Below are 25,691 nucleotides of genomic sequence, written 5' to 3'. Positions count from 1 at the left end.
TATAGTAAAATTTAATCCTTTAGTTGTTCTAATGAATTTCGCTAATTTTTTTTTTAGTGTCTAGGCGAGAGTAGAACTTTTAATTTTTATTTTAATAGTAATAACTCATAAATCTTTGTCAATCTGTTTAGGTATGATAGCAAAAACTATCTAAAATTGTGTTTGTAAAAAAAGAAGAAAATTGACTAGAAAGATCAATTCCGTTCATCATAAACTTGTTTCTAGCTTTTGAAATAAATTTAGCTAAAATGATTTTTTTTGAGAAAAGTGGAATGAAATAGGTAATTATCTATTTAACTAGAAGTACTTTTAATGTAAATCATTAAATTTGTCGGTAAAATAAATAACCATGAAAGTTAATCAACTCATTAAATTTCAACCCATATTAAAAGATAAAATTTGGGGAGGAGAAAAATTAGCAACTTTATTAAATAAGCAGTCAACAAGAGCAGATATTGGTGAGAGTTGGGAAATATCTGATGTGGAAGGAGATACTTCAATAGTTGTGAATGGTGAACTAAAAGGTCAAGATTTAAAACAGTTAATTTCTAAATTTAAAGCAGACTTAGTTGGAGGGAGAATTTATGATCATTTTGGAGAAAAATTCCCGCTTTTAATTAAGTTTATAGATGCAAAAGAAGCTTTAAGTATTCAATTACATCCTCACGACGATTTGGCAAAAAAACGTCATAACTCTTTTGGAAAAACAGAAATGTGGTATGTGATGCAAGCAGATGAAAAAGCTAATTTAATTGTAGGTTTTCAAAAAGAAGTTACTTCAAAAGAATATTTAGAACATTTAGAAAATAAAAAGTTACTTCATATTTTAAATGTTGATGAAGTTGAAAATGGTGATGTTTATTTTATTCCAACTGGAAGAGTGCATGCTATTGGTGCAGGAGTTTTGCTTGCAGAAATTCAGCAGACATCTGATATAACGTATAGAATTTATGACTGGGACAGACCCAACTCGGATGGGACTTTTAGAGATTTGCATACGGAAGAGGCCATAGATGCTATTGATTATTCTGCTCAAGATTCTTATAAAACAGTTTATTCCAAAGAACAAAATATATCTTCTGAAATTGTTTCGTGCCCTTATTTTACGACTAATGTTTTGCCAATAAACGGAGAAGTTTTTATCAACCACGAAGAAAAAGATAGCTTTGTAATTTATATGTGTGTAGCAGGCAGTGTTGAATTTAAGTATGAAGATCAGATAGAGAATTTAGAAATGGGAGAAACTATTTTAGTTCCTAATTGTGTTAAAAATATTGTAATTTTATCCGAAGAAAAATCAGAACTTTTAGAAGTTTATATCAAATAGATTTATGAAAATTATTGCAATGATTCCTGCACGTTATAGTGCGTCTCGTTTTCCAGGAAAGTTAATGAAAGACTTAGGTGGAAAGCCAGTTATTTTAAGAACTTACGAAGCAGCGTTAAATACAAATTTATTTACTGATGTTTTTATAGTAACAGATTCTGATATTATTTTTGAAACCATAGAGAATGCGGGTGGAAAAGCAATTATGAGTAAAATTGTGCATGAATGTGGTTCTGATAGAATTGCAGAGGCTGTAGAAAATATTGAAGCAGATATTGTAATTAATGTTCAAGGAGACGAACCTTTTATCGATGCAATTTCTTTATCAAAATTGATTGCTGTTTTTAAACAAGACACTAAAAAAGAAATAGATTTAGCATCTTTAAAAGTCCAAATAACCAATAAAGAAGATATAGAAAATCCTAATAATGTTAAGGTAATTACAGATATAAATAATTTAGCTATTTATTTTTCTCGAAGTGTAATTCCTTACTATAGGGATAAAGACAAACCAGTAAAATATTATAAGCATAAAGGAGTGTATGCTTTTAGAAAGCAAGCGTTAATCGACTTTTACAATACCCCCATGACTCCTTTGGAAGCAGCTGAAAAAATTGAGGCTATTAGGTATCAGGAGATCGGTAAAAAAATTAAAATGGTGGAAACGGATGTTGAAGCTGTCGGTATAGATACTCCAGAGGATTTAGAGAAGGCAATTGAATTTTTGAAATCAAAAAAATGAGGAAGATAAGTAACAAAATAAAGGTAATAGCTTTTGACGCAGATGATACTTTATGGGTAAATGAAACTTATTTTAGAGATGCAGAACACCAGTTTGCAAAGTTATTGTCAAAGTATGAAACCGAAAATAAAATTGACCAGGAGCTCTTTAGAATAGAAATAAAGAATCTAGGGCAGTATGGTTACGGTATTAAAGGTTTTATTTTATCGATGGTAGAATGCGCCTTAGAACTTTCCAATTATCAAGTTAAACAGAAAACAATTGAAGCTATTTTAACCATTGGGAAAGAAATGTTGGCAAAGCCTATAGAATTATTAGACGGAGTAGAAGAGGTGTTACACTCTTTACAAGGCAAATACAAGCTAATAGTTGCCACAAAGGGAGATTTGTTAGATCAAGAACGAAAGCTAGAAAAATCAAATTTATTAAAATATTTTCATCATATAGAGGTAATGAGTGATAAAAAAGAGAAAGATTATCAAAAATTAATTCAACATTTAGATATTCATGCATCAGAATTATTAATGATTGGGAATTCTTTGAAATCTGATGTGTTGCCGCTTGTAGCAATAGGTGCATCGGCATTTCATATTCCATTTCATACAACTTGGGCACACGAAGAGGTGTCTAAATTTAGCGAATCTAAATTTAAATATGAAACAGTTTCAAATATTAAACAAGTATTGTCTTATTTGTAATAAATACACTACTTTTGCAACTTTAAAATAAATAAATTATGTCAAGTATAAAAAACTTAAAAAAAGATATTAATTACGTTTTAGGTGATGTTATAGAATATGCAATAGATGTTGCAGCTTTAAAAAACGAGCAGAAAAAAGGTGATGAAATTATTGATGAAGCTATTGGAACTTTCGATGCTTTAATTGCAGAGGTGAATGCAAAAAAAATTGAAAACAAAAAAGCTCATTTTAAATCTATAAATGCAGATTTAGAAGCAAAAGCAAAAGGTTTAGTTGAAAAGATTAATAGTTTATAATCTTAACAGTTTTAAACAAGATTTTATATCCAACATCAGTCAATGATGTTGGTTTTTTTATTTATCTTCAAATTGCATACTAAAATTGATTAGTTTACGTTCTTATTGTTAGATAATTTAATTTTTCTTGAAAATATGGCTAGAGCAATGTTTGAGTATACCAAAATAGTATTGCAAAAAGTGAGCTTTAATTCTGAATTGTTCTGCATAGAGTTAGAAAAGGCTTTAAAAAGGTTATTGCCTTTCGAAGTAGAAGAGTTAACAATTTGGATAAAACAGTACACTGCTAACAAACCAGAACTATATGTTTGTTTGAACTTAATAGAATAAAAAAGGGAGCTAATAAGCTCCCTTTTTTATTCTATTAAGTTTTTTTAATTTCCTTTTTTATGTCTATATCTATTCAGTAATTTTCTTCCAAACTCCATTTCAGCAAGTTCTAGCTGAATTATTTTTTTATAGGAAAGAATCTTTTTTATTTTAGTTATAAAATTTTCATGAAGTTCATAGATTTTCTTTTCAGTACTCAATTTTAATGAAATTAGTCTTTCTGCATCATTTTCAGAAACGGCATTTATATTCTCATTTTCTTTGATAGCCTTTTTTATTTCTGACCGAAGTTTAACTTTTAATTCATGCTTCTTTTTATCATGAATATTGTAAACGGGCCAAAATTTTTGAGCTTCATCAGGAGTTAATTTTAACCGGTCTGTTAAATATGAAATTTTAAGCATCTTAATTTTATCTCTACTTCCTTTTCTAATTTGGGCAGAAAGAGAAAGAATACAAAAAAGGCTAATACATATAAAAATGATTATATTTTTCATAAGCTATGTTTTTAATCTGAATAATGTTTAATTAATTTCATTTAATAAATCTTTATAATCAATGGAATTATTTAAGTAATCTTCAATAGTTTCATCTTTAATTGTTAAAAAGTAAAAATCATTTTCGTCTAAAATATCATCTTCTAAAACTAAAGCAACCTCGCTGGTAGTGACAGCGTTAGAATCAAGCCAAAATTCAAAATCATCATTAGAAAGAGAATCTAAAGTAAGTGCTTTGTTCGTTTTAAAAACAAAAGAATTCAATCCAATAAATAAAATAATTGATGCTGCTGCTGCTATTGAACTAATTCTTAAAAATCGTTCTTTAAAAGAAATAACTTTTGTTTCTTTTTCTTCAGGTGAAACACTGGCTAAAATGGTATCTTCTAAATTATTGAAATAAGTTGCGGGTACCTCAAAATTATGTTCTTTTGAAAAGTTTTTTTCTAATAATTTTATAGCAATAGTTTCTTCTAAATCATTGAAATAGTCTGAAGGAACGGAGAATCCAGTTTTCTTTCCGTTTTTTTTAAGGATATATTCAACGCTATTTTTAATTTTTTTACTCATTGTTATTTAGACCTTTAATTTAAAAAAAGGTTTAATTAGCTCTTGTTTGTATATATTTTTCAATTTTTTTTACTGCATGGAAGTAAGAGGCTTTTAAGGCTCCAACAGAAGTTTCTAAAATTTCTGATATTTCAGTATATTTTAATTCATCAAAATATTTCATATTGAAAACTAACTTTTGTTTTTCAGGCAAAGTTGCTATCGCTTTTTGTAGAATAAGTTGAATTTCATCACCAGTAAAAAGGTTATCATTCGTTAAAGTAGAGACTAATTCTTGTTGATAATCAGAAATATCTTCTTTACGTTCTTTTGCTCTTTTATTGATAAAAGTAATAGATTCGTTCGTTGCAATTCTGTATATCCAAGAATACAATTTACTTTGTTGGTTAAAAGTATCAATATTTCTGAAAATCTTAATAAAAGTATTTTGTAAAACATCATCAGCGTCATCATGAGAAATCACAATTTTACGGATATGCCAATAAAGGCGTTTTTTGTAGAGGTAAATTAATTCTCTGAACGCTTTTTCTTTAGTTTTAACATTTTTTAATTCCGCTATTAAAAGAGATTCTTTTGTCAACTAGATCGTTTGAAACTATAAGACCTTCAAATTTTAAAAAGGTTTAATTCTTATTTTTTTATTCGAGATCTCGAATATCCAAAAAGCCTTTTCTGCTTTATGGTTTCTGCAATTCCTTCAGGTAACATTTCTTCCCAACCATTTTCTCCGTTAATTATCATTTTTAAAACAGTTCGTGAAAAAATATCTAAAATGGTTTTATCAAAATCATCAATATTTACAAGTTTACCATTGTTTTTAAAGAATTTATATAATTCTTTCATTCTTGGATGAACTTTTAAGCTTTCACTGTTTATGTAATCTCCTGAAACAGTATCATGATAAGGATACATATATACTTTTAAATCTCTATTAAACAATTTTCCAAAAGCTTCTAGGATTCCTCCACTCAAATTTCTATAGTATTTTTCATCAAAAATTTGGATAAGATTCTGAGTTCCCATGGTTAAACCCATTCTTTCTTTAGTAAATTCGCTAAAATATTCTACTAATTTAAAATATTGTTGAAAGCTAGTTATCATAACATTTTGTCCCAAAGAGCATAATAATTCAGCTCTATCTAAAAAATCACGCTCGTTAATTTTACCTTCCGAGGTTAGGTTACTCAATGTAATTTCAAAAATAACTTGGGTTTTGCTTTTATCAACTTTTTTTTCTGCTAAAAATAGTTTTTTAGATTTTTCATACATATCCATGTTAACCTTTGTAACAGGTCTAAAACTACCACGTAAAGCCAAAATATTTTTCTTATATAGCACTTGAGCAGGTAATAAGTTGTTTCCATCTGGCCCAAACATTACCGCATTAGTCATGCCATTTTTAAGTAACTGTAAACTCATTAAACGGTTGTCTACATACATAAATCGTGGTCCAGAGAAATTAATCATATCAATTTCTAACTGATCATTACTCAAATTATCATAAAAAGACTTTACTAAATCTTTAGGGTTATCATTTAAATAAAAAGCACCAAAAATTAGGTTTACACCTAAGGCTCCTAATGTTTCTTGTTGCAATCTTGCATCAGTTTCTTTAAAACGCAAGTGTAAAATAATTTCATTATAGCCCTCCAAAGGGTCTAATTGAAAACGAATACCAACCCAACCATGACCTTTAAATTTTTTAGCAAAATCTATTGTAGTTACTGTATTTGCATAACTAAAAAATAATTTATCAGGATGTTTTTGTCGACTTAAACGGTCTTCCATTAAATCAATTTCATGACCTAGCATTCTTTCCAAACGGGGTTGCGTTACATATCGTTTGTCTTCTTCCATACCGTAAATAGCATCAGAAAAATCTTTATCATATGCACTCATGGCTTTCGCAATAGTTCCTGAAGCAGCACCAGATCTAAAGAAATTACGAGCAGTTTCTTGACCTGCTCCAATTTCTGCAAAAGTTCCGTAGATATCTGTGTTTAAGTTTATTCTTAAAGCTTTGCTTTTAATAGTTGGTACACTGCTAATTTCTTGATCACCTCTTAAAGATATTGCCATAAATGGATGTTTTTAGTCTTAACAAATGTAATAAATAAGAGCACTATCAAACAATTTTTATCTTACTTTTGTTTTAATGGAAAATGATAAAAAACTCTTAAAGATAACTTTTTTAGGAACTGGAACATCACAAGGAATTCCAATGATAGCCAGTAATCATCCTGTTTGTTTGTCAGAAGATCCAAAAGATACTCGTTTGCGTTCTTCAATTTTAATTTCTTGGGATAAATTTTCTTATGTAATTGATTGTGGCCCAGATTTTAGGCAACAAATGTTACGTGAAAAAATACAATTAATTCATGGTGTATTTTTTACTCATGAACACGCAGACCATACGGCAGGATTGGATGATTTGCGTCCTTTTTGTTATAAAATAGGAGATATGCCTATTTATTTAGATGAAAGAACATTGGAAAGTCTAGAGTTGCGTTTCCAATATATTTTTAGCAAAGAAAACAGATACCCTGGAGCCCCAAGTGTAACCTCTAATATAGTTGCGAATGCGCCTTTTTTTGTTGACGATTTAAAGATAACACCAATTGAGGTAATGCATGGTGCTTTGCCTGTAACCGCCTATAGGTTTTTAGATTTTGCATACTTAACAGATATGAAATCAATAACAAAACAGGAAAAGGAAAAATTAAAAAATTTAGATGTTTTAGTGATAAATGCTCTAAGAATCGAGGAACATCCAACGCATCTTAATTTACAAGAAGCTTTCGAATTTATTAATGAAATTCAACCGAAAAAGACATATTTTACGCACATCAGTCATAAGTTAGGTTTTCATGCTGAGGTTTCCAAGAATTTACCGAAAAATGTTTTTTTAGCTTATGATGGCTTAAAAATTAGTGTATAGATTTTTCTAAGATATTTTTTAATGTATATTTGTTTGATAGCTAAGGCTTAGAAGCTTTCGTTTCAAAAAAAAAAAATTAGTAATTAAGGATTCAATTCTAAAATTTATGGAAAAAAATATTGAACAAGTCAACGGGGTAGAAGTTAAGCAAGAACAACAGCAAAAAGTTGATAATAGAATTGCAGCAGTTAGAGATCTTATATTTGGTGAAAACATTCAACAATATGATACTGAGTTTGCAGATGTTTACGACAAGTTAAAAGCACTAGAGGATAAAGCTAATAAGAATTTAGCAGCATCAGTAACCATTCTTGAAAATAAATTAGCAGATTTTGAAAGCTTAGTGGATCATAAATTTCAGGATTTGAATGATGATTTAGACAAAAAAATCGCAGATTTAGAGGATGAAAAAGCGGACAGAAGAAAATTAGGACGAGCTCTAGGGAAAATCGCACAGATGCTTCAAGAATAGATGAAAAAAACGACTATAGATAATATAGACAATCGTTTTGAGTTGCTTAAGGAACTTCTTCTAGCTGATGATAGAAAAGACTTTAATGTTTTAAAAGAAGAATTTGTTGAACGTGAAAAGTTTAGAGTCAAAGTAGATCCAGTAATTGATGAAAAAATAGAAGATTTAAAAGAAAATTTTCCTGAATATTTTGGAGAAACTATTACAGAAACTATTAAAGTTCAAATTAAAGAATCTCAAGATGAAGTTGTAGAGGCGTTGTATCCGATTATGGGTAAATTAGTCAAGAAATTTATTATTGCAGAGATTGCAAAACTTTCGGAAAATATAAACGATACAATTAATAATAAGTTTTCGGTTAAACAAATTATAAAACGCCTATTCAAGGGAAATACAACCGATGCAGAAGATGTTTTGCAACAGGTTTTTGAACCAATTATAGAAGAAGTTTTTATTATTGAAAAAGATTCTGGTCTGCTCGTAGGAAACTATTCTAGAGGAAACATAGCTGACAAAGATATGGTTTCTGGCATGCTTACAGCCATTAAATCTTTTGTTGAAGATGCCTTTTCTAAAGAAGGACAAGATTTAGAGGATATTAAATTTGAAACCTTTCAATTATCCATTCAAAACTTTAAATCAATCTATATAGCTACTGCAACATCAGGAGTTATAAATAATGAGTTTAAAGATGAGTTATTGGATACTATTAATAATTTTGCTGAAATTATTTTACGAGACAGAAGTTATCTGTCCAATGAAGAGAAACTTAATAAAATAATCAAAAAAACATTTATCGAATCACTATGATTTGATACGTCTTCTATAAATGATTGCAAAAAAAGTATTGTTGGTTGGTAATTTTGGAGTTGGAAAAACTTCATTAATTAGAAGATACGTGCTCAACGAATTTTCTGAGGATTATATTAGTACAATTGGTGCTCGCGTTAGTACCAAAATTGTAAAAGTTAACAATCAAGAAATCAAGTTTTTAATTTGGGATGTTGCTGGGGTAAATGATAATGATAAAATACCAAAAGCCTATTTTTTAGGCTCAAGCGCGGCTATGTATGTCTTTGATTTATCGCGATTAGAAACCTATAGTAATATAAAGAATCAAGTAGAAACTATAAAACAACTTTCTGGCTTGAAAAACATAACAGTTGTTGGGAATAAAAAAGATTTGTTAGCATCTGGGGAAATTGAAAAGATAAAAAAAACAATTTCAATTTCTATAGATTTAATTACAAGTGCAAAAGATGATGAAAACGTAGAAGATGCATTTATAAAACTTGCAGAACAATCCCTAAATTAAATAATTTGATATCCTCAAAAATTGATTTTTTTTTTATCGAACTGACAGTAGATTCTAAAGGAGTTGTTCGTGCTTTAGTTGCAGGAAAGTTTGCACATTCAGAGTTTGTATTAAATCAATCTATATTTACAGCTTGCCCTTTTTTAGAGGGCACATTAGAAGGACTTGTAATTGATGAGCCATGCGTAATGGAAGGAATGGTAATCGTTTCTAATGGGGAAGAGTATAATGTGGATGTAGAGCTTTTTAATTTAGGTAGTGAGGTTTCTATTTTGATACATGATAGAACGAATGTATACAAATATGTAGAAAAACTTAATCAAAATAGAAACGATCTTTTTTTCTTAAAAAGACAACTTAATGAAAAAAATATTGAGCTAGAAAGATTAAGGAAAATTTCCGATCAAGCAAATGAAGAAAAATCACGTTTTTTAGCCATGATGAGTCATGAAATTAAAAACCCTTTAAACGTAATTCTTGGTTATACAGAGTTAGTAAATAAAGAAAACATCTCTAAAACGGTAAAAAAATATTTAAAGTATTTAACGATCTCTGGGAAAAACTTAAAAGTTATAGTGGATGATATTTTGGATTTATCAAGATTTGAAGCTGGTAAATTACAATTAAGTAAATCAGCCGTTAATTTAAATCATGTTGTAGATCAACTTATTAATGATTACGAGTATAGTCATGGAGATATAGATGTTAAATTGTTTTTTTTATGTTCTCCAAAGCTACCAAAATTTGTGATTGGAGATGATGTTAGGATATATCAAATTCTAACAAATTTAATTAACAACTCCATAAAATTCACTCAAAAAGGTTCTATTTCATTAAATGTAGATCTAACTTCTTTAGACGAAAATGATGTGATAATTTCCTTTAAAGTAACTGATACAGGAAGAGGAATGTCTGAAAAACAAATAGCGACGGTTTTTGAAGAATATCAGCAAAATGAATTAGATGATAATCGAATTCATAAAGGAGTAGGTTTAGGATTAGCAATAGTAAAACGTTTGGTTTCTGCAATGAATGGAACCATTAGGGTAACTAGTAAAATTAATGTAGGAACAACTTTTTACATAGATATTCCTTTTCATATTGATGCATCGGTTATTGTTGAAGAGAATTCTGACGAACAGATTTTTGAAAATAATTATCTAAAAAACAGTAAAATTTTAGTTGCTGATGATAATTTTTTAAATAGAGAGATTGTAACTCATATCTTAACAAAAGAGAAAGCTAATTTTACTATAGTGAAAGATGGGTTAGAAGCACTTAATTTAATGCAAAAAGAAACTTTTGATATGGTTCTTTTAGATATTAACATGCCAAATCTCTCTGGAGAAAGTTTGATAAGACAGAAAGAAGCATATAGAAAATCGAATTTAGAAACACCTATATTAGCACTAACAGCAAACCATACTGAAGAAGAAGTAGAAGGTTATTTAAAAATAGGATTCATAGATGTGATTCCTAAACCATTTACCAGTAAACAATTTGTCCAAATGTTGAATAAAAATCTTAAAGTCAAGTTTGGGTAACTAATTTTTTATAGAACCGGTTATATAAAGATCAGTCTTTCATTATAGAAATTTATTTAAAACGAGTCTGGTTTCTTGGAAGCTATTGCTGATATTTATTCCTAATCATTTAATCGATAGCCTCTCTTTTTAGCTCTACAATAATTTCATTTTTACGGTTAAAAATTTCATAAGGAGGATTGTATCCTAAAAAGAAAAATCGGTTTGTATAAGGTATTTCTTTGGCATCCAGGGCTGATTTTAATTTTTGTTTATACTTTTCTATTTTTTCATCATTAGCCCAACCGCTAAACGCAATGGCAGCGACCGTTTTTTTGGGCTCTTCCTGAAATTTTATCTCTGATTGGTCAGGTTTGGGAAGCGTTTCTTTTTTAAATTTCTTAGGAACCATAAACATCATAGTCATGGAGTCTTCCAAAGACATGGCTACCGGAGAAGTCATGGCTATTTTTTCGTTCTTATCATTACCACCAAAAATATATCCTGCTAAAATGGAGAACCCTTTACTTGATTCGTCTCTGTATTTATTGCCTGAAAGTTTTACGTAAGTAAATAAGCTTGCTTCATAGTTTCGTATTTCGAAGGCATCATATTTTTTAGTAACGTCATAAGAATAAGTTTCAATATTTTTTTGTCCATTAATAGCAAAGAGTTGGAAGATGATAAATATGAGTAAAATTACTCCGAATATGGTTAGTAATATTTTCATTGTATAAAATTATATATAACTCTATTTTAGTTCTTAATGAACTGTAAATTTAGAGTAGGTTAATATTCTTCTTAAAGGCTTATCTCATTGCTTGTTTGGTCAAATTCAGAGTCTCAAGCTAATTTCTTGTTTTTAAATGTAAAAGTATCAATGAATACCTGTTTTTTATAAACGCTCTTCAATCCAAGATTTAAAGCTATAAAAGTTTTGTGGCGCAACTCCATGACCAACAGGGTATTCAGAATAGATGTTTTTTAAGCCTAAATTGTCTAAAAAAGGTTTGCTTTTTCTTGCCCAATCAACAGGTAAAACTTGATCTACAGTCCCGTGAGAGCAATAATAATTAGTTTTTATTTCTTTCGAAATAGAGGATGGCAATAACTCCATATTTACATAACCACTTAAAGCGATAATGTTTTGTACTTTATTTGGATAGAAAAAACTTAAGGAATAGCTTAAAATTGCTCCTTGACTAAAACCTAATAAGAAAGTTTTATCCGTATTTGTTTTGTATTTTTGTTTTATTTCGTCTATCAGAACAGCAATTTTATCTAAAGAAGTTTTGGCTTGTTTTAAATCAGAAAATTTACCATTTACATCATCAAAATTAATGGCATACCATGCATAACTTCCCGCACCTAAATTATAAGGTGCTCGCACACTCACAATTAATAATTCATCAGGTAATTCTTCAGCAAAAGAAAATAAATCATGCTCGTTGCTTCCATAACCATGCAATAAAATTAACAAAGGAGGATTTTGAATTTCAGTTTTTGGCTCTCTGACTATATATTGTAAGCTCATAAATAATAAATAATTTTATGTAAAAGGTTTAAATGTTTTTAAACCAGTTTTGAAATTGTTCTCCAATTACGGGCACCATTTTTTCTTCACCTTTAATGGCTCCAATTAGACCAATTACCCATAAAATAAAAAGAATAAAGCCAACAAAGGATCCTGCAGTTGCTCCTAAAAATTCATAAATTACCCACCCATTTAAAACAGAGGCAATACTTAAACCAATCATTTGTCTGATATGAAAGCTAGTAAAAGAATTCTTTTTACTGGTATTCATAATAAAAGCAATAATTAGTCCTACAACCCAAAAATAACTTATAATTGCGGCTGTTTTTCCTTCGTTTACTGTATAATTTTCCATGCCTATTTAATTTATAATAAGTTGATTATTTGAGAAGATTCCATAAACTTTTCCTTTTAGCTTTTTATTGATAAAAGCACTATTCTTTGAATTTGATAAAATATCTGCTTTAGTAAAAATAGTTTCTACTTCAGGATTGAAAATTGAGATGTCTGCTATATTTCCTTCTTGGATAGAATGATTTCTGATGCCGAATATCTTTTTAGGTTTTGTTGTAAAGCAGCTTATAAAATCTTCTAATTCTAAAACTGAATTTACTGCTCCAAATGCAGATTCTAGTCCAATTAGACCATCTTTAGCTTCACTAAATTCTACTTTTTTATGCTCAATATCTATCGGGTTATGATCTGAAGTTATTATATCAATATCGCCAGATTTAATGCCTTTTTGTAGTGATTTAATATCTTCTTTGGTTCTTAATGGTGGGTTTGTTTTAAAGTTGCTGTCAAAGCCATGTAATTCATTATCTGTTAGCACTAAATGATGAGCCGCAACGCTACAGGTAACTTGCAGGCCTTCCTTTTTTGCTTTCTTAATCAAGGCAACAGATTTAGCCGTTGAAATTGTTGGAATATGTAATTTTCCTCCTGTATATTCCAATAAAAATAAATCTCTCGCAATTTGAAGATGTTCTGCTAGAGCAGGAATTCCTTTTAGCCCTAATTTTGTACTATTAATACCTTCATTCGCTATTCCGTCTCCAGCAATCGCATTGTTTTTTGGAAAACTCAACACCAATCCATCAAAATTTTGTACATATAACAGTGCAATTTTCATGAGATTATCATTTTCAATGGGTTTGTTGTAATCTCCAAAAGCGATAGCTCCAGATTGTTGCATGTCATATAATTCGGCTATTTCTATACCTTTGCTTTCTTTTGTTAAAGCACCAATTGGATATAAGTTTGTAGCGGTATTAAAAGCCTTATGAATTAAATATTCAACATCAGACTTAGAGTCAATAACAGGGTTTGTATTCGCATTTAAAGCAATTGAAGTAAATCCACTTTTGGCGGCAACTTGCAAACCATTTTTTATAGTTTCTCTTTCTTCGAAACCAGGTTCTCCAAAAGAAACACTGGTATCAAACCAGCCACAAGATATATGTAAATTTTCTAACGCTAAAACCGTATAATGGTCTTTTTTTGGAATAGAATCTGCAATTTTTTCAAGCTTTCCTTCACTGATTAAAATATCCTTTTTTTGATTATGGTAAGGACTGTTAGCATCTATAATAGTTGCATTTTTAATAAGTGTAATCATGGTTTATAGAATTTTAAAATCAAAATTTCTAACAGCAAAGATACAATTGCCAAGGCTAAAAACCATTTCCAAAGCCAATGAACTTCATTTTTTTCATTTAAATCTTTAAAAACATTAGCAATAGAAGTAGAAATATGAATGTTCCTGTTTTTTTCTTTTAGTGAATTTAAATTCATAAAATTGAGTATACTTTCTTCTTTTGGTGTATTGTAAGCTAAAATTTGTAAAGTATCTTTTTTCCTTTGAATATAATAAAAGCCTGCATTATTAGGTTGCTCTTTGGTTGTTATATTTACTTTGTTTTGAAATGTTTGTTGTTCTGGAATAAATGATGATTTTGAATTTGAGATATTTAAAACCTCATCCTTTTCTAATGATATTTCTATGTCCAGATAATTTTTATCTCCTAAATAATAATATAATTTTGAATGTTTAAAGCTTAATTTTCCAAAATTGTAAAAAACAGGTACGATTAAAGGTGAATTAAGGAAGTTACTATTATTTTTGTTCAGTGCACTTGAAAACAAGTAAATCCTGCTGTTAGCGTCTTTAATTTGACTTATAAAGGATGAGTTGTTCTCGAAGGAAACAATTTTACTGCTTTTTTTTGATGAAATAGGGTAATGGCTTTGTGTGGTTGGATATTGAAAATTAAGAACTTTTTTAGAAAATACGTTTTTAAATAAAGGATGATTGAAATTAATATTTGTAATTTTTAACGTGTCGGAAACTTTAGAATTAATTTTTGATCCAGCAATTTTTGCTAAAAAAATATTATAAGATTTAATTTCTGATTTAATATTTGGAATAATGACAAGATTGCCTCCTTTATTACAATAATCTATAATGCTTTTTGATAAAATGTCTGAAATTTTTTCTAACTCATATAAAATGATTAATTGCTGTTTTTGGATGGAGTTATAATTAATATTCTGTAATGAAGATTGAGTGAAGTTAAATTCGTCTTTTGCGTAAATTTTTCTTAAAAAATCAGCTTCGTTACCAATGCTTAAAATGTTTATTTTGTTAGTGGAATTTAAATTGAAATAAAAGGTGTTGTCAAAAGTGAAAGTATCGTTAAAAGTGGTCTCAATTTTTCCCGAAAAATTAGATTGGTTTTGAATTGTAAAAGAGATGATTTTTGTATCATTTTTTTTAATAGAGTAGGACTGTTTGCTAATTAATATGTCGCTATTAAAAATAGCAATTGGAATATTTTTTTTAGCTTCTCCTTGATTTTTAACAACCACATTTACAATGAAATTATTTTTGTTGGTACTGTCGATAAAGACACTGTCTATAGAAACATTGTTTTTCTGACCGCTTTGTAATTTTATAGCCGAAAATGATGGCGTTACATTTGTAAACTTTTTTTTGTAATTAGTCTGAAAATCAGATATTAATATATTTTTATATAAAGTGTTAGTTTTATTTTTTTGAATACTCTTTATTTTTAAGAAAATACTCATTAAATCTAATTTTGTTGATACATTTTTTACTTTAAGTAGTTCTTTTTTTAATGTTGAATACGTAATGTCTTTGTATAAACGGTCATTAGTTTGTAAAGAATAGGTGTCTTTTTTTGAAGCATTTTCGATAATTTCTTGAGCTGATATTTGTAATAAATTACCTTTATCTCCTATTGAATTAGTGCTTAACGAGTTGTCTAAATAAATAAAAGTATGTTGATTTTTATTTACATGTTTGTTACTAAAATAGGGTTGTGAAAATGCAAAAAGTATCGCTGTAAATAATAGCATTCTAACACATAAAATTAACCATTTTTTTAAGCGAGAACTTTTACGTGTTTCTCGGACTAATTTTTGTAAAAAAGCAACGTTTGTAAATGGTGTTTTTACAAACTTTTGCAACTGAAAAAGATGTACTAAAATGGGGATAATTAGTAGTGCTAAAAAGTAAAGAATTTCTGGATTTTTAAATTGCATCAAAAAATAAATTAATATTTAGCGGGTCCAATATTTCTTGAACTTTTTTTAATAAAAATACGTAAATCTTCGTTCGATTTTTCTAAATCTTCTTTCCGCAAATACATCATATGTCCGCTTCTGTATCCTTTAAAACTCATTCTATTTTTCATTTTTCCACTAGGATCAATTTTTCCCATGGTATATTTTGCAACAGAGTATGTAGTTGCACCGTCATAATATCCAGATTGAACTAAAACTTGTAAGTATGGATTTTGAGCCATGGCTTTCCGTAAGTTTTCACGAGCATTTTCATTTTCAAAATCCCAGGGACGAACAGGGCCGAACATATTATATTTTACATCTGTTTTAAATTTTAAAATATTTTGTGTATAATGGTTTATTGCAGGTGTAAAAGAATGTAACCAGGATGTTAATTCTGGACTATAATCAGGACTTGTTCCAATTTCTTGTCTATCAACTCCCAGATATCTGCTATCTAATCGTCCAATAGTTTTTCCATTCTTATCGCGTAAAAGTTCTTTCCAGAAGAAACTCGGTATCATTTCTAAATTCTGCTGTAAAAGCACCTCTTTTTTAATTCCTGTAAATCGAGCCATTTTCTCAGCAACACGATTTCTTTCTGCGTCAGAAATGTTCCCTCCTTTTGATATTGCTGGAAGAAGTTCATTATAAGAAAAAAGTTCTGCCATTGGTAAAATTTCTTCTAAATCTTTCTGCTGTAGATCTTCAGGTAGCATTTTATGATACCAAGCAGTTGCTGTAAAGTATGGTAAATTCATAGAAATATCTTCTGAGGCACCAGATCTAATGATTTTATAATCCGCAGGAGAAACCATGATTACTCCGTTTAAATACATCCATTGTCTGCTCTGTAATTCGTTTGCTAGCTGCATAACACGAGTTCCTCCATAGCTTTCTCCAATAATATATTTAGGTGATAACCAACGATTATTTCGTGTCATGAAGGTTGTTAACCAATCTGCTAAATATTTTGCATCAGCATTTACACCAAAGAAGTATTTTTTATCTATTTTTTCTCCTTTTCCAATCACAGGTCGCGAATAACCGGTATTAACAGGGTTTATAAATACAATATCTGCTTCGTCTAAAACAGAATATGGGTTGTCCTTTATCCCATAAGGCTGTATTGGATTTCCTTCGTCATCAATTTTTAAAATTTTAGGACCAGTATATGCAATATGCATCCAAACGGATGCAGATCCTGGACCTCCATTAAAAGACATTATAATCGGCCTTCTAGATTTATCTTTAATGTCAGTTCTTGAATAATAAGTATAATATAAAGAAGCAACAATTTTTCCATTACTGTTCCAAACAGGTTGCATGCCTGTTATAGCTTTGTAGGGAACTTTTTTTCCTTTAATTGTAACTGAATTTAAGGTAACAATTGTTGTATCTAACGGAATTCTGTTATCTTGAGCATTAAAAGAAAAGCTAAGAAAAAAAAGAATTAAATAGGTATATATTTTCATTTTGTAAAAATTTTAGATAGACCAATTTATTACAAATAAAGCAATATTTAAAACAGTTGTTAATTTCTTATTAAAACTTTTCAAAAACCCCCAATCCAAATAAAGCAAAATCATACTTTACTGGATCATACTTGTCTAATTTTCGTAAGTTTTTGTCAAGTTCAGATAGTGCTTTCCAATCATTTTGTTTTCTTAAAAGCAGCTTTAATTTTCTTGCAACATTGCCAGAATGGACATCTAAAGGACAAGATAAATTCGCTGGTTTGTGCGTCTTCCAAATACCAAAATCTACACCTGCCTTATCCTCTCTAACCATCCATCTTAAAAACATGTTTATACGTTTTGCTGCAGAGTTTTTTAAAGGATCAGAAACATGTTTCTGTGTTCTTTGTTGATGGTCAATTTCAAAAAATACACTTTTAAACTGATTGATTGCTGTTTGATAATTTGTTGATTTATCTTTAATCAAAAGTACGTTTTCCAATCCATCATGATTTTTGTAAATATGTTGCAGTGATTTTATGAATTGTTGAAAATCAATATAGTTAAATGTTCTGTGAACAAAGTTATGGAGTCTATCTAAATCTTTTTCTTGATGATTTAAAACAAAATCATAAGGAGAGTTGCCTAATAATTCCATCATTTTAAAGGCGTTTTTAATAATCATCTTTCTGTTTCCCCACGAAATGGTAGCTGTTAAAAAAGCAGCAATTTCAATATCTTCTTTTTTGGAAAATTGATGTGGAATTTGTATCGGATCAGACTCAATAAATTTTGGGTTGTTATACAGAATAACTTTTTCATCTAAAAATTCTTTGAGTTCTTTTAGTGTCATCAAAAATTAAACAATTTTACCGTCTATCATGGTTAGTTTTCTATCTGTCATTTCTGCAAGTTCTTCATTATGAGTAACTAAAATGAAGGTTTGTCCAAATTTATCACGAAGTTTAAAAAATAGTTCATGCAAGTTTTTGGCGGATTCACTATCTAAATTTCCACTAGGTTCATCAGCTAATATAACCGATGGATTGTTAATGAGTGCTCTTGCAACGGCAACTCTTTGTTGCTCACCTCCAGAAAGTTCATTTGGTTTATGATCAATTCTATGAGAAAGGCCTAAAAATTCTAGCAATTCTTTTGCTCTTATTTCCGTTTCTTTTTTATTCTTTTTACCAATATAGGCAGGAATACAAACATTTTCTAAAGCGGTAAATTCTGGTAACAATTGATGAAATTGAAAAATAAAACCAATTTGATTGTTTCTGAATTCTGATAATTCTTTATCCGAAAGATTTTTAAGTGAAATATTATTTATAGATAATTCATACTCTTTTTCTTTTAAAGGTTTGTCTAACGTACCCAATATTTGCAATAAAGTTGTTTTTCCTGCTCCAGACGGACCAACAATAGCAACTATTTCTCCTCTTTTAATATGTAAATCAAGGCCTTTTAAAACTTGAATATCTCCAAAGTATTTATGGATGTTTTTACCTAAAATCATAATTTTTATATCGAAATACGAATGTATAAAAAAACGGATATACTTTGCGAAGTAGATCCATTTTTATTGAAGATAGTGGACACTTATGAGTTAAAATACAGCTTTTAGTTTGTTATAATCTATAAAATAAACATATCTTATAAAAACCGTGTGTCTTTGCAGTTGTTCAAACAAATTGCCAAGGTTTTCAAAGAAATCTAAATCTGATAAATTTTTGTGAGGGCTGTAACGTTCTCCAGCCTCCACTTCCATAAATGGTTTGTTGTTTATTACTTAATAGAATTTCGAAATCGTTTGGATTAAGATTTAAAGTTTTACAGCTATTAACTGTTAATTAAATCTCGGAATAAATTTGAGTTTTCAAAACGGACGTATTAGAAAATAATTAAAAAAATAGACGAGGATAACTGCGAGAAAAATGTAGTAATCTGAATATTATTTACATCAGATAATTTTATCAAAAAATTTGTAAACTTTCTTTTTTGAATTTGTATTTTTGTGCTCAGTTTAAACAAGAAACAAATGAACCTACACGAATATCAAGGAAAAGAAATATTAAATAGTTTTGGAGTTAGAATTCAAAGAGGAATTGTTGCTAGCACTCCTGCTGAAGCAGTTGCTGCAGCAAAAAAACTGACAGAAGACACAGGAACTGGTTGGCATGTTATAAAAGCTCAGGTTCATGCTGGTGGTAGAGGAAAAGGTGGTGGAGTAAAGTTGGCTAAAAACTTAGACCAAGTACTAAGTATTTCTGACGATATTTTGGGAATGATGTTGATTACCCCTCAAACTTCAGCTGAAGGAAAGTTGGTAAATCAAGTTTTAATTTGTGAAGATGTTTACTACCCTGGTGATGGAGAGCCAGATGAATATTATATGTCTGTACTTTTAAACAGAGCTACTGGTAAAAATATGATTATGTATTCTACAGAAGGTGGAATGGACATAGAAACTGTCGCAGAAGAAACGCCACATTTAATTTTTACAGAAGAAATAGATCCTTTATTAGGTATTATGCCATTTCAAGCACGTAAAGTTGCTTTTAATTTAGGACTTTCTGGAATGGCTTTTAAGGAAATGACAAAATTTGTGACAGCTTTATACACAGCGTATATTAAGTCTGACTCAGCTATGTTTGAAATAAATCCTGTTTTAAAAACTTCAGACTCTAAAATAATGGCTGTTGATGCTAAAGTTTCTTTGGATGAAAATGCGTTATACCGTCATAAAGATTATGCAGCGATGCGTGATTTACGTGAGGAAAACCCAATTGAAGTAGAAGCAAAAGCTGCTGGTTTAAACTATGTAGATTTAGATGGAAATGTTGGTTGTATGGTAAACGGAGCTGGTTTGGCAATGGGAACCATGGATTTAATTAAGGAATCTGGTGGTGAACCTGCTAACTTTTTAGATGTTGGTGGTACTGCTGATGCGCAAAGAGTTGAAACTGCTTTTGGTATTATTTTAAAAGACCCTGCTGTAAAAGCAATTTTAGTAAATATATTTGGTGGAATTGTTCGTTGTGATAGAGTTGCACAAGGTGTTGTAGATGCATACAAAAGTATGGGAGACAAAATTAATGTGCCAATCATTTGCAGATTACAAGGTACAAATGCTAAAGAAGCAAAAGAATTAATTGACAATTCTGGAATGGAAATTATTTCGGCTACAGAATTTCAAGAAGCTGCAGACAAAGTGCAAGAAGTTTTAGAAGCTTCATAAAAGTTTCTTTTAATAATATATTTAAAGCCTCACAATTTTGTGAGGCTTTTTATTTTTAAGTTGATTGAAGGTAAAAAGGTTAGTATTGATATTTTTGATTTATATTGTAAAGCTCAAATAATGCATAAATCATGAAAAAAATTTTATTTTTATTGCTGTTTCCATTACAATTAATCGCGCAGGAAGTGCCAAATTCAGTATTATTTTGGAATACTTTACAAGAACATTGTGGCAAGGCATATGAAGGAAAAATACTTGCAGGAGCGAAAGAAGGAGATGGTTTTACAGGAGAAAAATTAGTGATGCATGTTCGTTCTTGTCAAGAAAGAACTATCAGAATTCCTTTTTTTGTTGGTGATGATAAATCTAGAACCTGGGATTTTACAATGAGTGAGGATAACTTAATTACTTTAAAACACGATCATAGACATAAAGATGGTTCTGAAGATAAGATAACACAATATGGTGGTTCTAATCCAAATACTGGTTTAGCAGATATTCAATTTTTTCCAGCAGATCAGGAAACATCTAGCTTAATTTCTTATGCTTCTAATAATGTTTGGTGGGTTACTCTAGATGAAACAAGTTTTACTTATAATTTAAGAAGAATAGGAACGGATAGGTTCTTTTCTGTAAAATTCGATTTAACAAAAGAAATTGAAACGCCTAGTGCTCCTTGGGGTGAAAAAAAGTACTAGTTATGTAGTAAGTTTCTTCTATTATGAATAAGCTAAATATGATGTTTTGCATTATTTCTGAATAAACTCTTTTTTATATTTCGTATTTCAATAGCCGCAAAGCATTTATAACAACAATTAGGGTAGAACCCTCATGACCAACCACGGCCGGTCCGATTGCTATTGTTCCCATGATCGTCAAAGGAACCAAAAGAGCGACCATGCTTAAACTGATAATTAAGTTTTGCTTTATGATTAGTTTTGCTTTTCTACTAAGACCAATAGCAAATGGAAGATTATCTAGCTTATCGGCCATCAAAGCAATATCTGCTGTTTCTAAAGCAACATCTGAACCTGCAGCTCCCATAGCAATACCTACTGTACTTTTTGCCATGGCTGGAGCATCATTAACTCCATCTCCCACCATTGCGACACTACCTTCTCGCTTTTTTAGTTGTTCTATTGCTTGCACTTTATCTTCTGGGAGTAGATCACCCATTGGGTCGGTTATTCCTATATTTTTAGCGATTGCATCCGCTACTTTTTGATTATCTCCTGTGAGCATAATCATTCGTTTAATTCCCATTTTTTTTAAAGTGGATAGGGTAGTAATGGCTTCAGGACGCGCAATATCCATTACTGAAATAATACCTAGGTAGGTGTCATCTTGATGAATAATCATAGAGGTATGTCCACCTGATTCGAGTTCCGACATTTTTAGGTTCATCTCTTGAGGGATTTTTTTCCCAGTTAACTCTTCAAAAAGTCTTCGATTCCCAATATGCACCAAACAGCCATTCCAATTTGCCTGAATGCCTCTTGCAATTAATGCTTTTAAATTTTCTGCCGCAGGAATATCGATATTTCCTAATTCTTTTTTTCCTCCCTCAACGATAGCCGTAGCCAAAGGATGGTCACTTAATGTCTCCACTGCAATGGCGACTTTTAATAAATGTGTTTTACTAATAGTTCCAAATGGAATCGCATGTGTTAGGGTAGGCCTGCCTTCTGTTAGCGTTCCAGTTTTGTCAAAAGCAATTGCACTTAATCTTCCTAACTCTTCTAGAGGTCTACCACCTTTAATTAATACCCCATGATGGGCAGCTTTTGCAATTCCTGCCAATACAGCACTTGGAGTCGAAATGGCTAATGCGCAAGGGGAAGCAGCAATTAATACAGACATGGCTCTGTAAAAACTCTGTTGAAAGGTTTCATCAATAACTAGGAAAGTGAATAATAAAAATATTACTAAAACTAAAACGGAAGGAACATAGTATTTTTCAAACTTATCGGTGAGGTGTTGTGTTGGTGACTTTTGTGTTTCGGCTTCTTTTACTAAAGTAATTAATCGAGAAAGGGTGCTATCCTTTGCTTGCTTCAAGACTTTAATTTCTAGTACTCCGCTGCCATTCATTGTACCTGCAAAAACTCTGTGTTCTGGTAGTATTTTTTTTATATCTTCTTCATTTTTCCAATTGAGACAAGAGTATTTATCGACTGGCATACTTTCACCTGTTATAGATGCCTGATTGACGGGGCTTGATCCTTCTGCAACAACACCGTCCGCTCCGATTTTAGAATTAGGTTTGACAACAATAACATCGCCTATATTCAGATGCTCGACAGGCACTTCAATCAATCTACCATTGTATTTGACTAAAGCGACATTAGGAACTAAATCAGAAAGTGCTGCAATAGATTTTCTCGCTCGTTTCATGGCATAATGCTCCAAGGCATGGCCCAAACTAAATAAAAAAAGTAATAAAGCACTTTCACCCCACTTACCTAAAACGGAAGCCCCTATTGCCGCGAAAACCATTAGAAAATCTATTTGAAACTTTCTTCTAAGTAAACCTTTACCCGCAGTAATAAAGGTAAAAAAACCTCCGAAGACAGCTCCAATAATAAAAAGGGTGGTAGCCATATTATTAGAGATAGAGGTAAAAGAAAAAATAGCCCCTAGAACCCAGCAGATTCCGCTTATAATTGAGAAATAAAGTTCCGTATTTTCTCCTAGAATATGGAGATAAGTGTTTGCACTATCTTTTTTGTTCGGTTGCTCATTATCAGTTTTGACACTGACAATATTTAAACCTAGTTTTTTAACTGATTTAATAATGTCAGATTGACTTGTTTGTTGAGCATTCCATTCCAATTGTATCACTCCTAAAGCTGAAATAGAAACATTATAAATTCCTCTTTTTTTTCTTAAAACTTGCTCAATACTGCTATATTCTTGTGCATGCTGATTTTTCTCTACTTCAATATTGAGTTTATACATGTTTAATTTATAGGTACTTTGAATAATTTCGAATTCCTTTTTTGGGCACAGGAGAAAGTTATCTCTTATATAGCAGTATTTCAATGACTTTTATCAGTCGTTACTGAAATAAGTTCAATAGATCTAATGAAGCAATATTTTTGATCTTTTAGAAATAAAAAAAATAGTTATAATTGCTCTCTCAAAACAGCAATTTCATCACGCAATTTTGCAGCCACAATAAAGTCTAATTCTTTCGCTGCAGCTTCCATATGCTTGCGTTTCTGTCTAATACGTTTCTCTATTTCTTCTTTTGGTAAGTACTGTAAATCTTGTTCAGCAGCAACTTGTTTTGCATTATCATAATGATAACTAGAAACTGCAGATTTAGATAAGGTGTCATCAATTTTTTTGTTAATCTGAGTAGGAGTGATGTTGTGTTTAGAATTATATGCTATTTGCTTTTCTCTTCTCCTGTCTGTTTCATCGATAGTTTTTTGCATGCTATTGGTCATTTTATCAGCATATAAAATTGCTAAACCATTGATGTTTCTCGCTGCTCTACCCACTGTTTGTGTTATAGATCTATGACTTCTTAGAAAACCTTCTTTATCAGCATCTAAAATAGCAACCAAAGATACTTCTGGTAAGTCTAAACCTTCTCTTAAAAGATTTACGCCAATTAAAACATCAAATAAACCTTTACGTAAATCTTGCATGATTTCCACACGCTCTAAAGTATCTACATCAGAATGAATGTATCTACATCGAATATCAACTCTAGCAAGATATTTTGTTAGTTCTTCTGCCATTCTTTTAGTTAAGGTTGTAACTAAAGTCCGTTCGTCTTTCTCAACACGAATCTGAATTTCTTCAATTAAATCATCAATCTGATTCAAACTTGGGCGAATTTCTATAATTGGATCTAATAAACCCGTTGGTCTAATTATTTGTTCTACAAATACGCCCTCTGTTTTCTGCAGTTCGTAATCTGCAGGAGTTGCGCTTACAAAAATGGTTTGATTTTGTATTGCTTCAAATTCATCAAATTTCAAAGGACGATTGTCCATAGCTGCAGGTAATCTAAATCCATATTCTACCAAGTTTTCTTTTCTACTTCTATCGCCTCCATACATGGCATGAGTTTGTGGAATAGTTACATGGCTTTCATCAATTACCATTAAGTAATCATCAGGAAAATAGTCTAACAAACAGAAAGGTCTTGTTCCAGGTTCACGACCATCTAAATAACGTGAGTAGTTTTCAATTCCTGAACAATATCCAAGTTCACGAATCATTTCAAGATCAAATTCTGTGCGTTCTTTTAGACGTTTTGCTTCTAAATGTTTGCCTATTTCTTTAAAATAATCAACTTGTTTCATCATATCTTCTTGGATTTGATGAATGGCATTTTGTAAAACATCAGGAGAAGTTACAAACAGGTTTGCAGGATAAATAGTGAGTTCTTGAAAGCTTTCAATTATTGCGTTGCTCTCTAAATCAAAAGATTCTATTTCTTCAATTTCATCTCCAAAAAAGTGTATCCTATATCCATTATCACCATAAGAAGGGTATATAGTTACCACATCACCTTTAACTTTAAAAGTTCCACTTTTAATGTCTACTTCTGTTCTAGAATATAAACTTTGAACAAGTTGGTGTAAAAACTTTGTACGTGCTATTTGCTGACCAACTTCAACAGGAATTACGTTTTTCTTAAATTCTGTAGGATTTCCAATTCCGTATAAACAAGAAACTGACGCCACAACTAAAACATCTCGTCTACCAGAAAGTAGGGAAGAGGTGGTGCTTAAACGCAAACGCTCTATATCCTCATTAATAGATAAATCTTTTTCAATATAGGTTCCTGTTACAGGAATGTATGCCTCTGGCTGATAATAGTCGTAATAAGAAACAAAATATTCTACAGCATTTTCAGGAAAAAATTGTTTAAACTCCGAATATAATTGAGCTGCTAATGTTTTATTATGAGCTAAAACTAACGTTGGTTTTTTGACTTCCTTTACAACATTAGCCACGGTAAAAGTTTTACCTGAACCAGTTACTCCTAATAAGGTTTGAAATTTTTCACCTCCAAGTATATTTTGTGCAAGTTCTTTAATCGCTTGGGGTTGATCTCCTGTTGGAGAAAATTCTGATATCAATTTAAATTCCATACTGTAAAAATACGGATACTTTGTAAAAAAGTATCCGTATTTATTTAAG

Annotated in this window: 27 protein-coding genes; 12 read left to right on the top strand and 15 right to left on the bottom strand. The window is 30.4% G+C overall.

Features of this window, described 5'->3' with window-relative positions:
* Nucleotides 1–349: 349 nt before the first annotated feature.
* The 5 genes from ATE90_RS07290 to ATE90_RS13670 all read left to right on the top strand — a co-directional run bounded on the left by ATE90_RS07290 (nucleotide 350) and on the right by ATE90_RS13670 (nucleotide 3,396).
* A complete protein-coding gene (locus tag ATE90_RS07290; RefSeq protein WP_101451143.1) occupies nucleotides 350–1,327 on the top strand; it encodes a type I phosphomannose isomerase catalytic subunit in 978 nt (325 codons plus the stop codon).
* A 4-nt stretch (nucleotides 1,328–1,331) separates the two neighbouring features.
* A complete protein-coding gene (gene kdsB, locus ATE90_RS07285) occupies nucleotides 1,332–2,069 on the top strand; it encodes a 3-deoxy-manno-octulosonate cytidylyltransferase (protein ID WP_036785654.1) in 738 nt (245 codons plus the stop codon).
* A complete protein-coding gene (locus ATE90_RS07280) occupies nucleotides 2,066–2,767 on the top strand; it encodes an HAD family hydrolase (RefSeq protein ID WP_036785657.1) in 702 nt (233 codons plus the stop codon). The genes kdsB and ATE90_RS07280 overlap by 4 nt, the downstream gene beginning before the upstream one ends.
* Before the next feature lie 38 nt (nucleotides 2,768–2,805).
* A complete protein-coding gene (locus tag ATE90_RS07275; RefSeq protein ID WP_036785660.1) occupies nucleotides 2,806–3,066 on the top strand; it encodes a hypothetical protein in 261 nt (86 codons plus the stop codon).
* Between the two features lie 135 nt (nucleotides 3,067–3,201).
* On the top strand, nucleotides 3,202–3,396 hold the full coding sequence (locus ATE90_RS13670; RefSeq protein ID WP_036788142.1) for a hypothetical protein: 195 nt from the start codon (nucleotides 3,202–3,204) through the stop codon (nucleotides 3,394–3,396).
* Between the two features lie 44 nt (nucleotides 3,397–3,440).
* On the opposite strand, the gene ATE90_RS07265 is transcribed toward ATE90_RS13670, so the two are convergent.
* Genes ATE90_RS07265 through ATE90_RS07250 form a run of 4 tightly spaced genes read right to left on the bottom strand, consistent with a single transcriptional unit; the run spans nucleotide 3,441 to nucleotide 6,542 of the window.
* A complete protein-coding gene (locus ATE90_RS07265) occupies nucleotides 3,441–3,893 on the bottom strand; it encodes a sensor of ECF-type sigma factor (RefSeq protein ID WP_101451142.1) in 453 nt (150 codons plus the stop codon).
* Between the two features lie 27 nt (nucleotides 3,894–3,920).
* The gene (locus ATE90_RS07260; RefSeq protein WP_036785666.1) at nucleotides 3,921–4,463 is read right to left on the bottom strand and encodes a hypothetical protein; all 543 of its coding nucleotides are present in this window, start codon (nucleotides 4,461–4,463) and stop codon (nucleotides 3,921–3,923) included.
* Nucleotides 4,464–4,494: 31 nt separating this feature from the next.
* Nucleotides 4,495–5,043 carry an RNA polymerase sigma factor gene (locus tag ATE90_RS07255; protein ID WP_036785669.1) on the bottom strand — a complete coding sequence of 183 codons (549 nt, stop codon included), beginning with the start codon at nucleotides 5,041–5,043 and terminating at the stop codon, nucleotides 4,495–4,497.
* A 50-nt stretch (nucleotides 5,044–5,093) separates the two neighbouring features.
* Entirely contained in the window at nucleotides 5,094–6,542 is a 1,449-nt protein-coding gene (locus ATE90_RS07250; protein WP_036785673.1) for a hypothetical protein, read from the bottom strand.
* A gap of 76 nt (nucleotides 6,543–6,618) precedes the next feature.
* Between ATE90_RS07250 and ATE90_RS07245 the strand changes: the two genes are divergently transcribed.
* The 5 genes from ATE90_RS07245 (at nucleotide 6,619) to ATE90_RS07225 (ending at nucleotide 10,732) form a co-directional block, all read left to right on the top strand.
* Nucleotides 6,619–7,401 (top strand): MBL fold metallo-hydrolase, encoded by a 783-nt coding sequence (locus tag ATE90_RS07245; RefSeq protein ID WP_036785677.1) that lies wholly within the window; start codon nucleotides 6,619–6,621, stop codon nucleotides 7,399–7,401.
* 106 nt (nucleotides 7,402–7,507) lie between these two features.
* Nucleotides 7,508–7,873: a hypothetical protein gene (locus ATE90_RS07240; protein ID WP_036785680.1), complete on the top strand. Its 366-nt coding sequence runs from the start codon at nucleotides 7,508–7,510 to the stop codon at nucleotides 7,871–7,873.
* Entirely contained in the window at nucleotides 7,874–8,683 is an 810-nt protein-coding gene (locus ATE90_RS07235) for a hypothetical protein (RefSeq protein WP_036785683.1), read from the top strand.
* A gap of 19 nt (nucleotides 8,684–8,702) precedes the next feature.
* On the top strand, nucleotides 8,703–9,188 hold the full coding sequence (locus tag ATE90_RS07230; RefSeq protein ID WP_036785686.1) for a Rab family GTPase: 486 nt from the start codon (nucleotides 8,703–8,705) through the stop codon (nucleotides 9,186–9,188).
* A 5-nt stretch (nucleotides 9,189–9,193) separates the two neighbouring features.
* Nucleotides 9,194–10,732, top strand: coding sequence for a hybrid sensor histidine kinase/response regulator (locus tag ATE90_RS07225; protein WP_036785689.1), 1,539 nt, complete (start codon nucleotides 9,194–9,196; stop codon nucleotides 10,730–10,732).
* Nucleotides 10,733–10,841: 109 nt separating this feature from the next.
* Here the strand turns inward: ATE90_RS07225 and ATE90_RS07220 are convergent, their stop codons facing one another.
* The 9 genes from ATE90_RS07220 to ATE90_RS13665 form a co-directional block, all read right to left on the bottom strand.
* Entirely contained in the window at nucleotides 10,842–11,441 is a 600-nt protein-coding gene (locus ATE90_RS07220) for an SOUL family heme-binding protein (protein WP_036785692.1), read from the bottom strand.
* A 165-nt stretch (nucleotides 11,442–11,606) separates the two neighbouring features.
* Nucleotides 11,607–12,245 (bottom strand): alpha/beta hydrolase, encoded by a 639-nt coding sequence (locus tag ATE90_RS07215; RefSeq protein ID WP_036785695.1) that lies wholly within the window; start codon nucleotides 12,243–12,245, stop codon nucleotides 11,607–11,609.
* 28 nt (nucleotides 12,246–12,273) lie between these two features.
* Nucleotides 12,274–12,600: a DUF4870 domain-containing protein gene (locus ATE90_RS07210; RefSeq protein WP_036785698.1), complete on the bottom strand. Its 327-nt coding sequence runs from the start codon at nucleotides 12,598–12,600 to the stop codon at nucleotides 12,274–12,276.
* A 6-nt stretch (nucleotides 12,601–12,606) separates the two neighbouring features.
* A complete protein-coding gene (locus ATE90_RS07205) occupies nucleotides 12,607–13,863 on the bottom strand; it encodes a dihydroorotase (protein ID WP_036785701.1) in 1,257 nt (418 codons plus the stop codon).
* Nucleotides 13,860–15,809, bottom strand: coding sequence for a BatA domain-containing protein (locus tag ATE90_RS07200; protein WP_036785704.1), 1,950 nt, complete (start codon nucleotides 15,807–15,809; stop codon nucleotides 13,860–13,862). The genes ATE90_RS07205 and ATE90_RS07200 overlap by 4 nt, the downstream gene beginning before the upstream one ends.
* Nucleotides 15,810–15,820: 11 nt before the next feature.
* The gene (locus ATE90_RS07195) at nucleotides 15,821–17,305 is read right to left on the bottom strand and encodes a S10 family peptidase (protein WP_036785707.1); all 1,485 of its coding nucleotides are present in this window, start codon (nucleotides 17,303–17,305) and stop codon (nucleotides 15,821–15,823) included.
* A 70-nt stretch (nucleotides 17,306–17,375) separates the two neighbouring features.
* On the bottom strand, nucleotides 17,376–18,140 hold the full coding sequence (locus ATE90_RS07190) for a TIGR02757 family protein (RefSeq protein WP_036785711.1): 765 nt from the start codon (nucleotides 18,138–18,140) through the stop codon (nucleotides 17,376–17,378).
* 6 nt (nucleotides 18,141–18,146) lie between these two features.
* Nucleotides 18,147–18,806 carry an ABC transporter ATP-binding protein gene (locus ATE90_RS07185; protein WP_036785714.1) on the bottom strand — a complete coding sequence of 220 codons (660 nt, stop codon included), beginning with the start codon at nucleotides 18,804–18,806 and terminating at the stop codon, nucleotides 18,147–18,149.
* 90 nt (nucleotides 18,807–18,896) lie between these two features.
* Complete coding sequence (locus ATE90_RS13665; protein WP_235317727.1) at nucleotides 18,897–19,058, bottom strand: DUF5916 domain-containing protein; 162 nt, start codon at nucleotides 19,056–19,058, stop codon at nucleotides 18,897–18,899.
* A gap of 270 nt (nucleotides 19,059–19,328) precedes the next feature.
* On the opposite strand from ATE90_RS13665, the gene sucC reads away from it, so the two are divergent.
* Entirely contained in the window at nucleotides 19,329–20,528 is a 1,200-nt protein-coding gene (gene sucC, locus ATE90_RS07180) for an ADP-forming succinate--CoA ligase subunit beta (RefSeq protein ID WP_036785717.1), read from the top strand.
* Nucleotides 20,529–20,659: 131 nt separating this feature from the next.
* A complete protein-coding gene (locus tag ATE90_RS07175; RefSeq protein ID WP_101451141.1) occupies nucleotides 20,660–21,226 on the top strand; it encodes a hypothetical protein in 567 nt (188 codons plus the stop codon).
* Nucleotides 21,227–21,299: 73 nt separating this feature from the next.
* Here the strand turns inward: ATE90_RS07175 and ATE90_RS07170 are convergent, their stop codons facing one another.
* Together ATE90_RS07170 and uvrB are read right to left on the bottom strand one after the other, a co-directional pair.
* Nucleotides 21,300–23,486 (bottom strand): heavy metal translocating P-type ATPase, encoded by a 2,187-nt coding sequence (locus ATE90_RS07170; RefSeq protein WP_101451140.1) that lies wholly within the window; start codon nucleotides 23,484–23,486, stop codon nucleotides 21,300–21,302.
* Nucleotides 23,487–23,653: 167 nt separating this feature from the next.
* Nucleotides 23,654–25,642, bottom strand: a complete 1,989-nt coding sequence (gene uvrB, locus ATE90_RS07165) for an excinuclease ABC subunit UvrB (RefSeq protein ID WP_036785727.1) — start codon at nucleotides 25,640–25,642, stop codon at nucleotides 23,654–23,656.
* Nucleotides 25,643–25,691 lie beyond the last annotated feature (49 nt).

Source organism: Polaribacter sp. Hel1_33_96 (assembly GCF_002846595.1).
Taxonomy (GTDB): Bacteria; Bacteroidota; Bacteroidia; order Flavobacteriales; family Flavobacteriaceae; genus Polaribacter.
This window is presented reverse-complemented; position numbering and strand designations above follow the sequence as displayed.

Bases quoted from the DNA above. Each gene is read 5' to 3' on its own strand.
- ATE90_RS07175 (WP_101451141.1), top strand. From the start codon at position 20,660: ATGAAAAAAATTTTATTTTTATTGCTGTTTCCATTACAATTAATCGCG.
- ATE90_RS07210 (WP_036785698.1), bottom strand. From the start codon at position 12,600: ATGGAAAATTATACAGTAAACGAAGGAAAAACAGCCGCAATTATAAGT.
- sucC (WP_036785717.1), top strand. From the start codon at position 19,329: ATGAACCTACACGAATATCAAGGAAAAGAAATATTAAATAGTTTTGGA.
- ATE90_RS07205 (WP_036785701.1), bottom strand. From the start codon at position 13,863: ATGATTACACTTATTAAAAATGCAACTATTATAGATGCTAACAGTCCT.
- ATE90_RS07190 (WP_036785711.1), bottom strand. From the start codon at position 18,140: ATGACACTAAAAGAACTCAAAGAATTTTTAGATGAAAAAGTTATTCTG.
- ATE90_RS07170 (WP_101451140.1), bottom strand. From the start codon at position 23,486: ATGTATAAACTCAATATTGAAGTAGAGAAAAATCAGCATGCACAAGAA.
- ATE90_RS07265 (WP_101451142.1), bottom strand. From the start codon at position 3,893: ATGAAAAATATAATCATTTTTATATGTATTAGCCTTTTTTGTATTCTT.
- ATE90_RS07200 (WP_036785704.1), bottom strand. From the start codon at position 15,809: ATGCAATTTAAAAATCCAGAAATTCTTTACTTTTTAGCACTACTAATT.
- ATE90_RS07240 (WP_036785680.1), top strand. From the start codon at position 7,508: ATGGAAAAAAATATTGAACAAGTCAACGGGGTAGAAGTTAAGCAAGAA.
- ATE90_RS07185 (WP_036785714.1), bottom strand. From the start codon at position 18,806: ATGATTTTAGGTAAAAACATCCATAAATACTTTGGAGATATTCAAGTT.
- kdsB (WP_036785654.1), top strand. From the start codon at position 1,332: ATGAAAATTATTGCAATGATTCCTGCACGTTATAGTGCGTCTCGTTTT.
- ATE90_RS07220 (WP_036785692.1), bottom strand. From the start codon at position 11,441: ATGAAAATATTACTAACCATATTCGGAGTAATTTTACTCATATTTATC.
- ATE90_RS07195 (WP_036785707.1), bottom strand. From the start codon at position 17,305: ATGAAAATATATACCTATTTAATTCTTTTTTTTCTTAGCTTTTCTTTT.
- ATE90_RS07245 (WP_036785677.1), top strand. From the start codon at position 6,619: ATGGAAAATGATAAAAAACTCTTAAAGATAACTTTTTTAGGAACTGGA.
- ATE90_RS07260 (WP_036785666.1), bottom strand. From the start codon at position 4,463: ATGAGTAAAAAAATTAAAAATAGCGTTGAATATATCCTTAAAAAAAAC.
- ATE90_RS07235 (WP_036785683.1), top strand. From the start codon at position 7,874: ATGAAAAAAACGACTATAGATAATATAGACAATCGTTTTGAGTTGCTT.
- ATE90_RS13670 (WP_036788142.1), top strand. From the start codon at position 3,202: ATGGCTAGAGCAATGTTTGAGTATACCAAAATAGTATTGCAAAAAGTG.
- ATE90_RS07250 (WP_036785673.1), bottom strand. From the start codon at position 6,542: ATGGCAATATCTTTAAGAGGTGATCAAGAAATTAGCAGTGTACCAACT.
- uvrB (WP_036785727.1), bottom strand. From the start codon at position 25,642: ATGGAATTTAAATTGATATCAGAATTTTCTCCAACAGGAGATCAACCC.
- ATE90_RS07280 (WP_036785657.1), top strand. From the start codon at position 2,066: ATGAGGAAGATAAGTAACAAAATAAAGGTAATAGCTTTTGACGCAGAT.
- ATE90_RS07215 (WP_036785695.1), bottom strand. From the start codon at position 12,245: ATGAGCTTACAATATATAGTCAGAGAGCCAAAAACTGAAATTCAAAAT.
- ATE90_RS07290 (WP_101451143.1), top strand. From the start codon at position 350: ATGAAAGTTAATCAACTCATTAAATTTCAACCCATATTAAAAGATAAA.
- ATE90_RS07275 (WP_036785660.1), top strand. From the start codon at position 2,806: ATGTCAAGTATAAAAAACTTAAAAAAAGATATTAATTACGTTTTAGGT.
- ATE90_RS13665 (WP_235317727.1), bottom strand. From the start codon at position 19,058: ATGGAAGTGGAGGCTGGAGAACGTTACAGCCCTCACAAAAATTTATCA.
- ATE90_RS07230 (WP_036785686.1), top strand. From the start codon at position 8,703: ATGATTGCAAAAAAAGTATTGTTGGTTGGTAATTTTGGAGTTGGAAAA.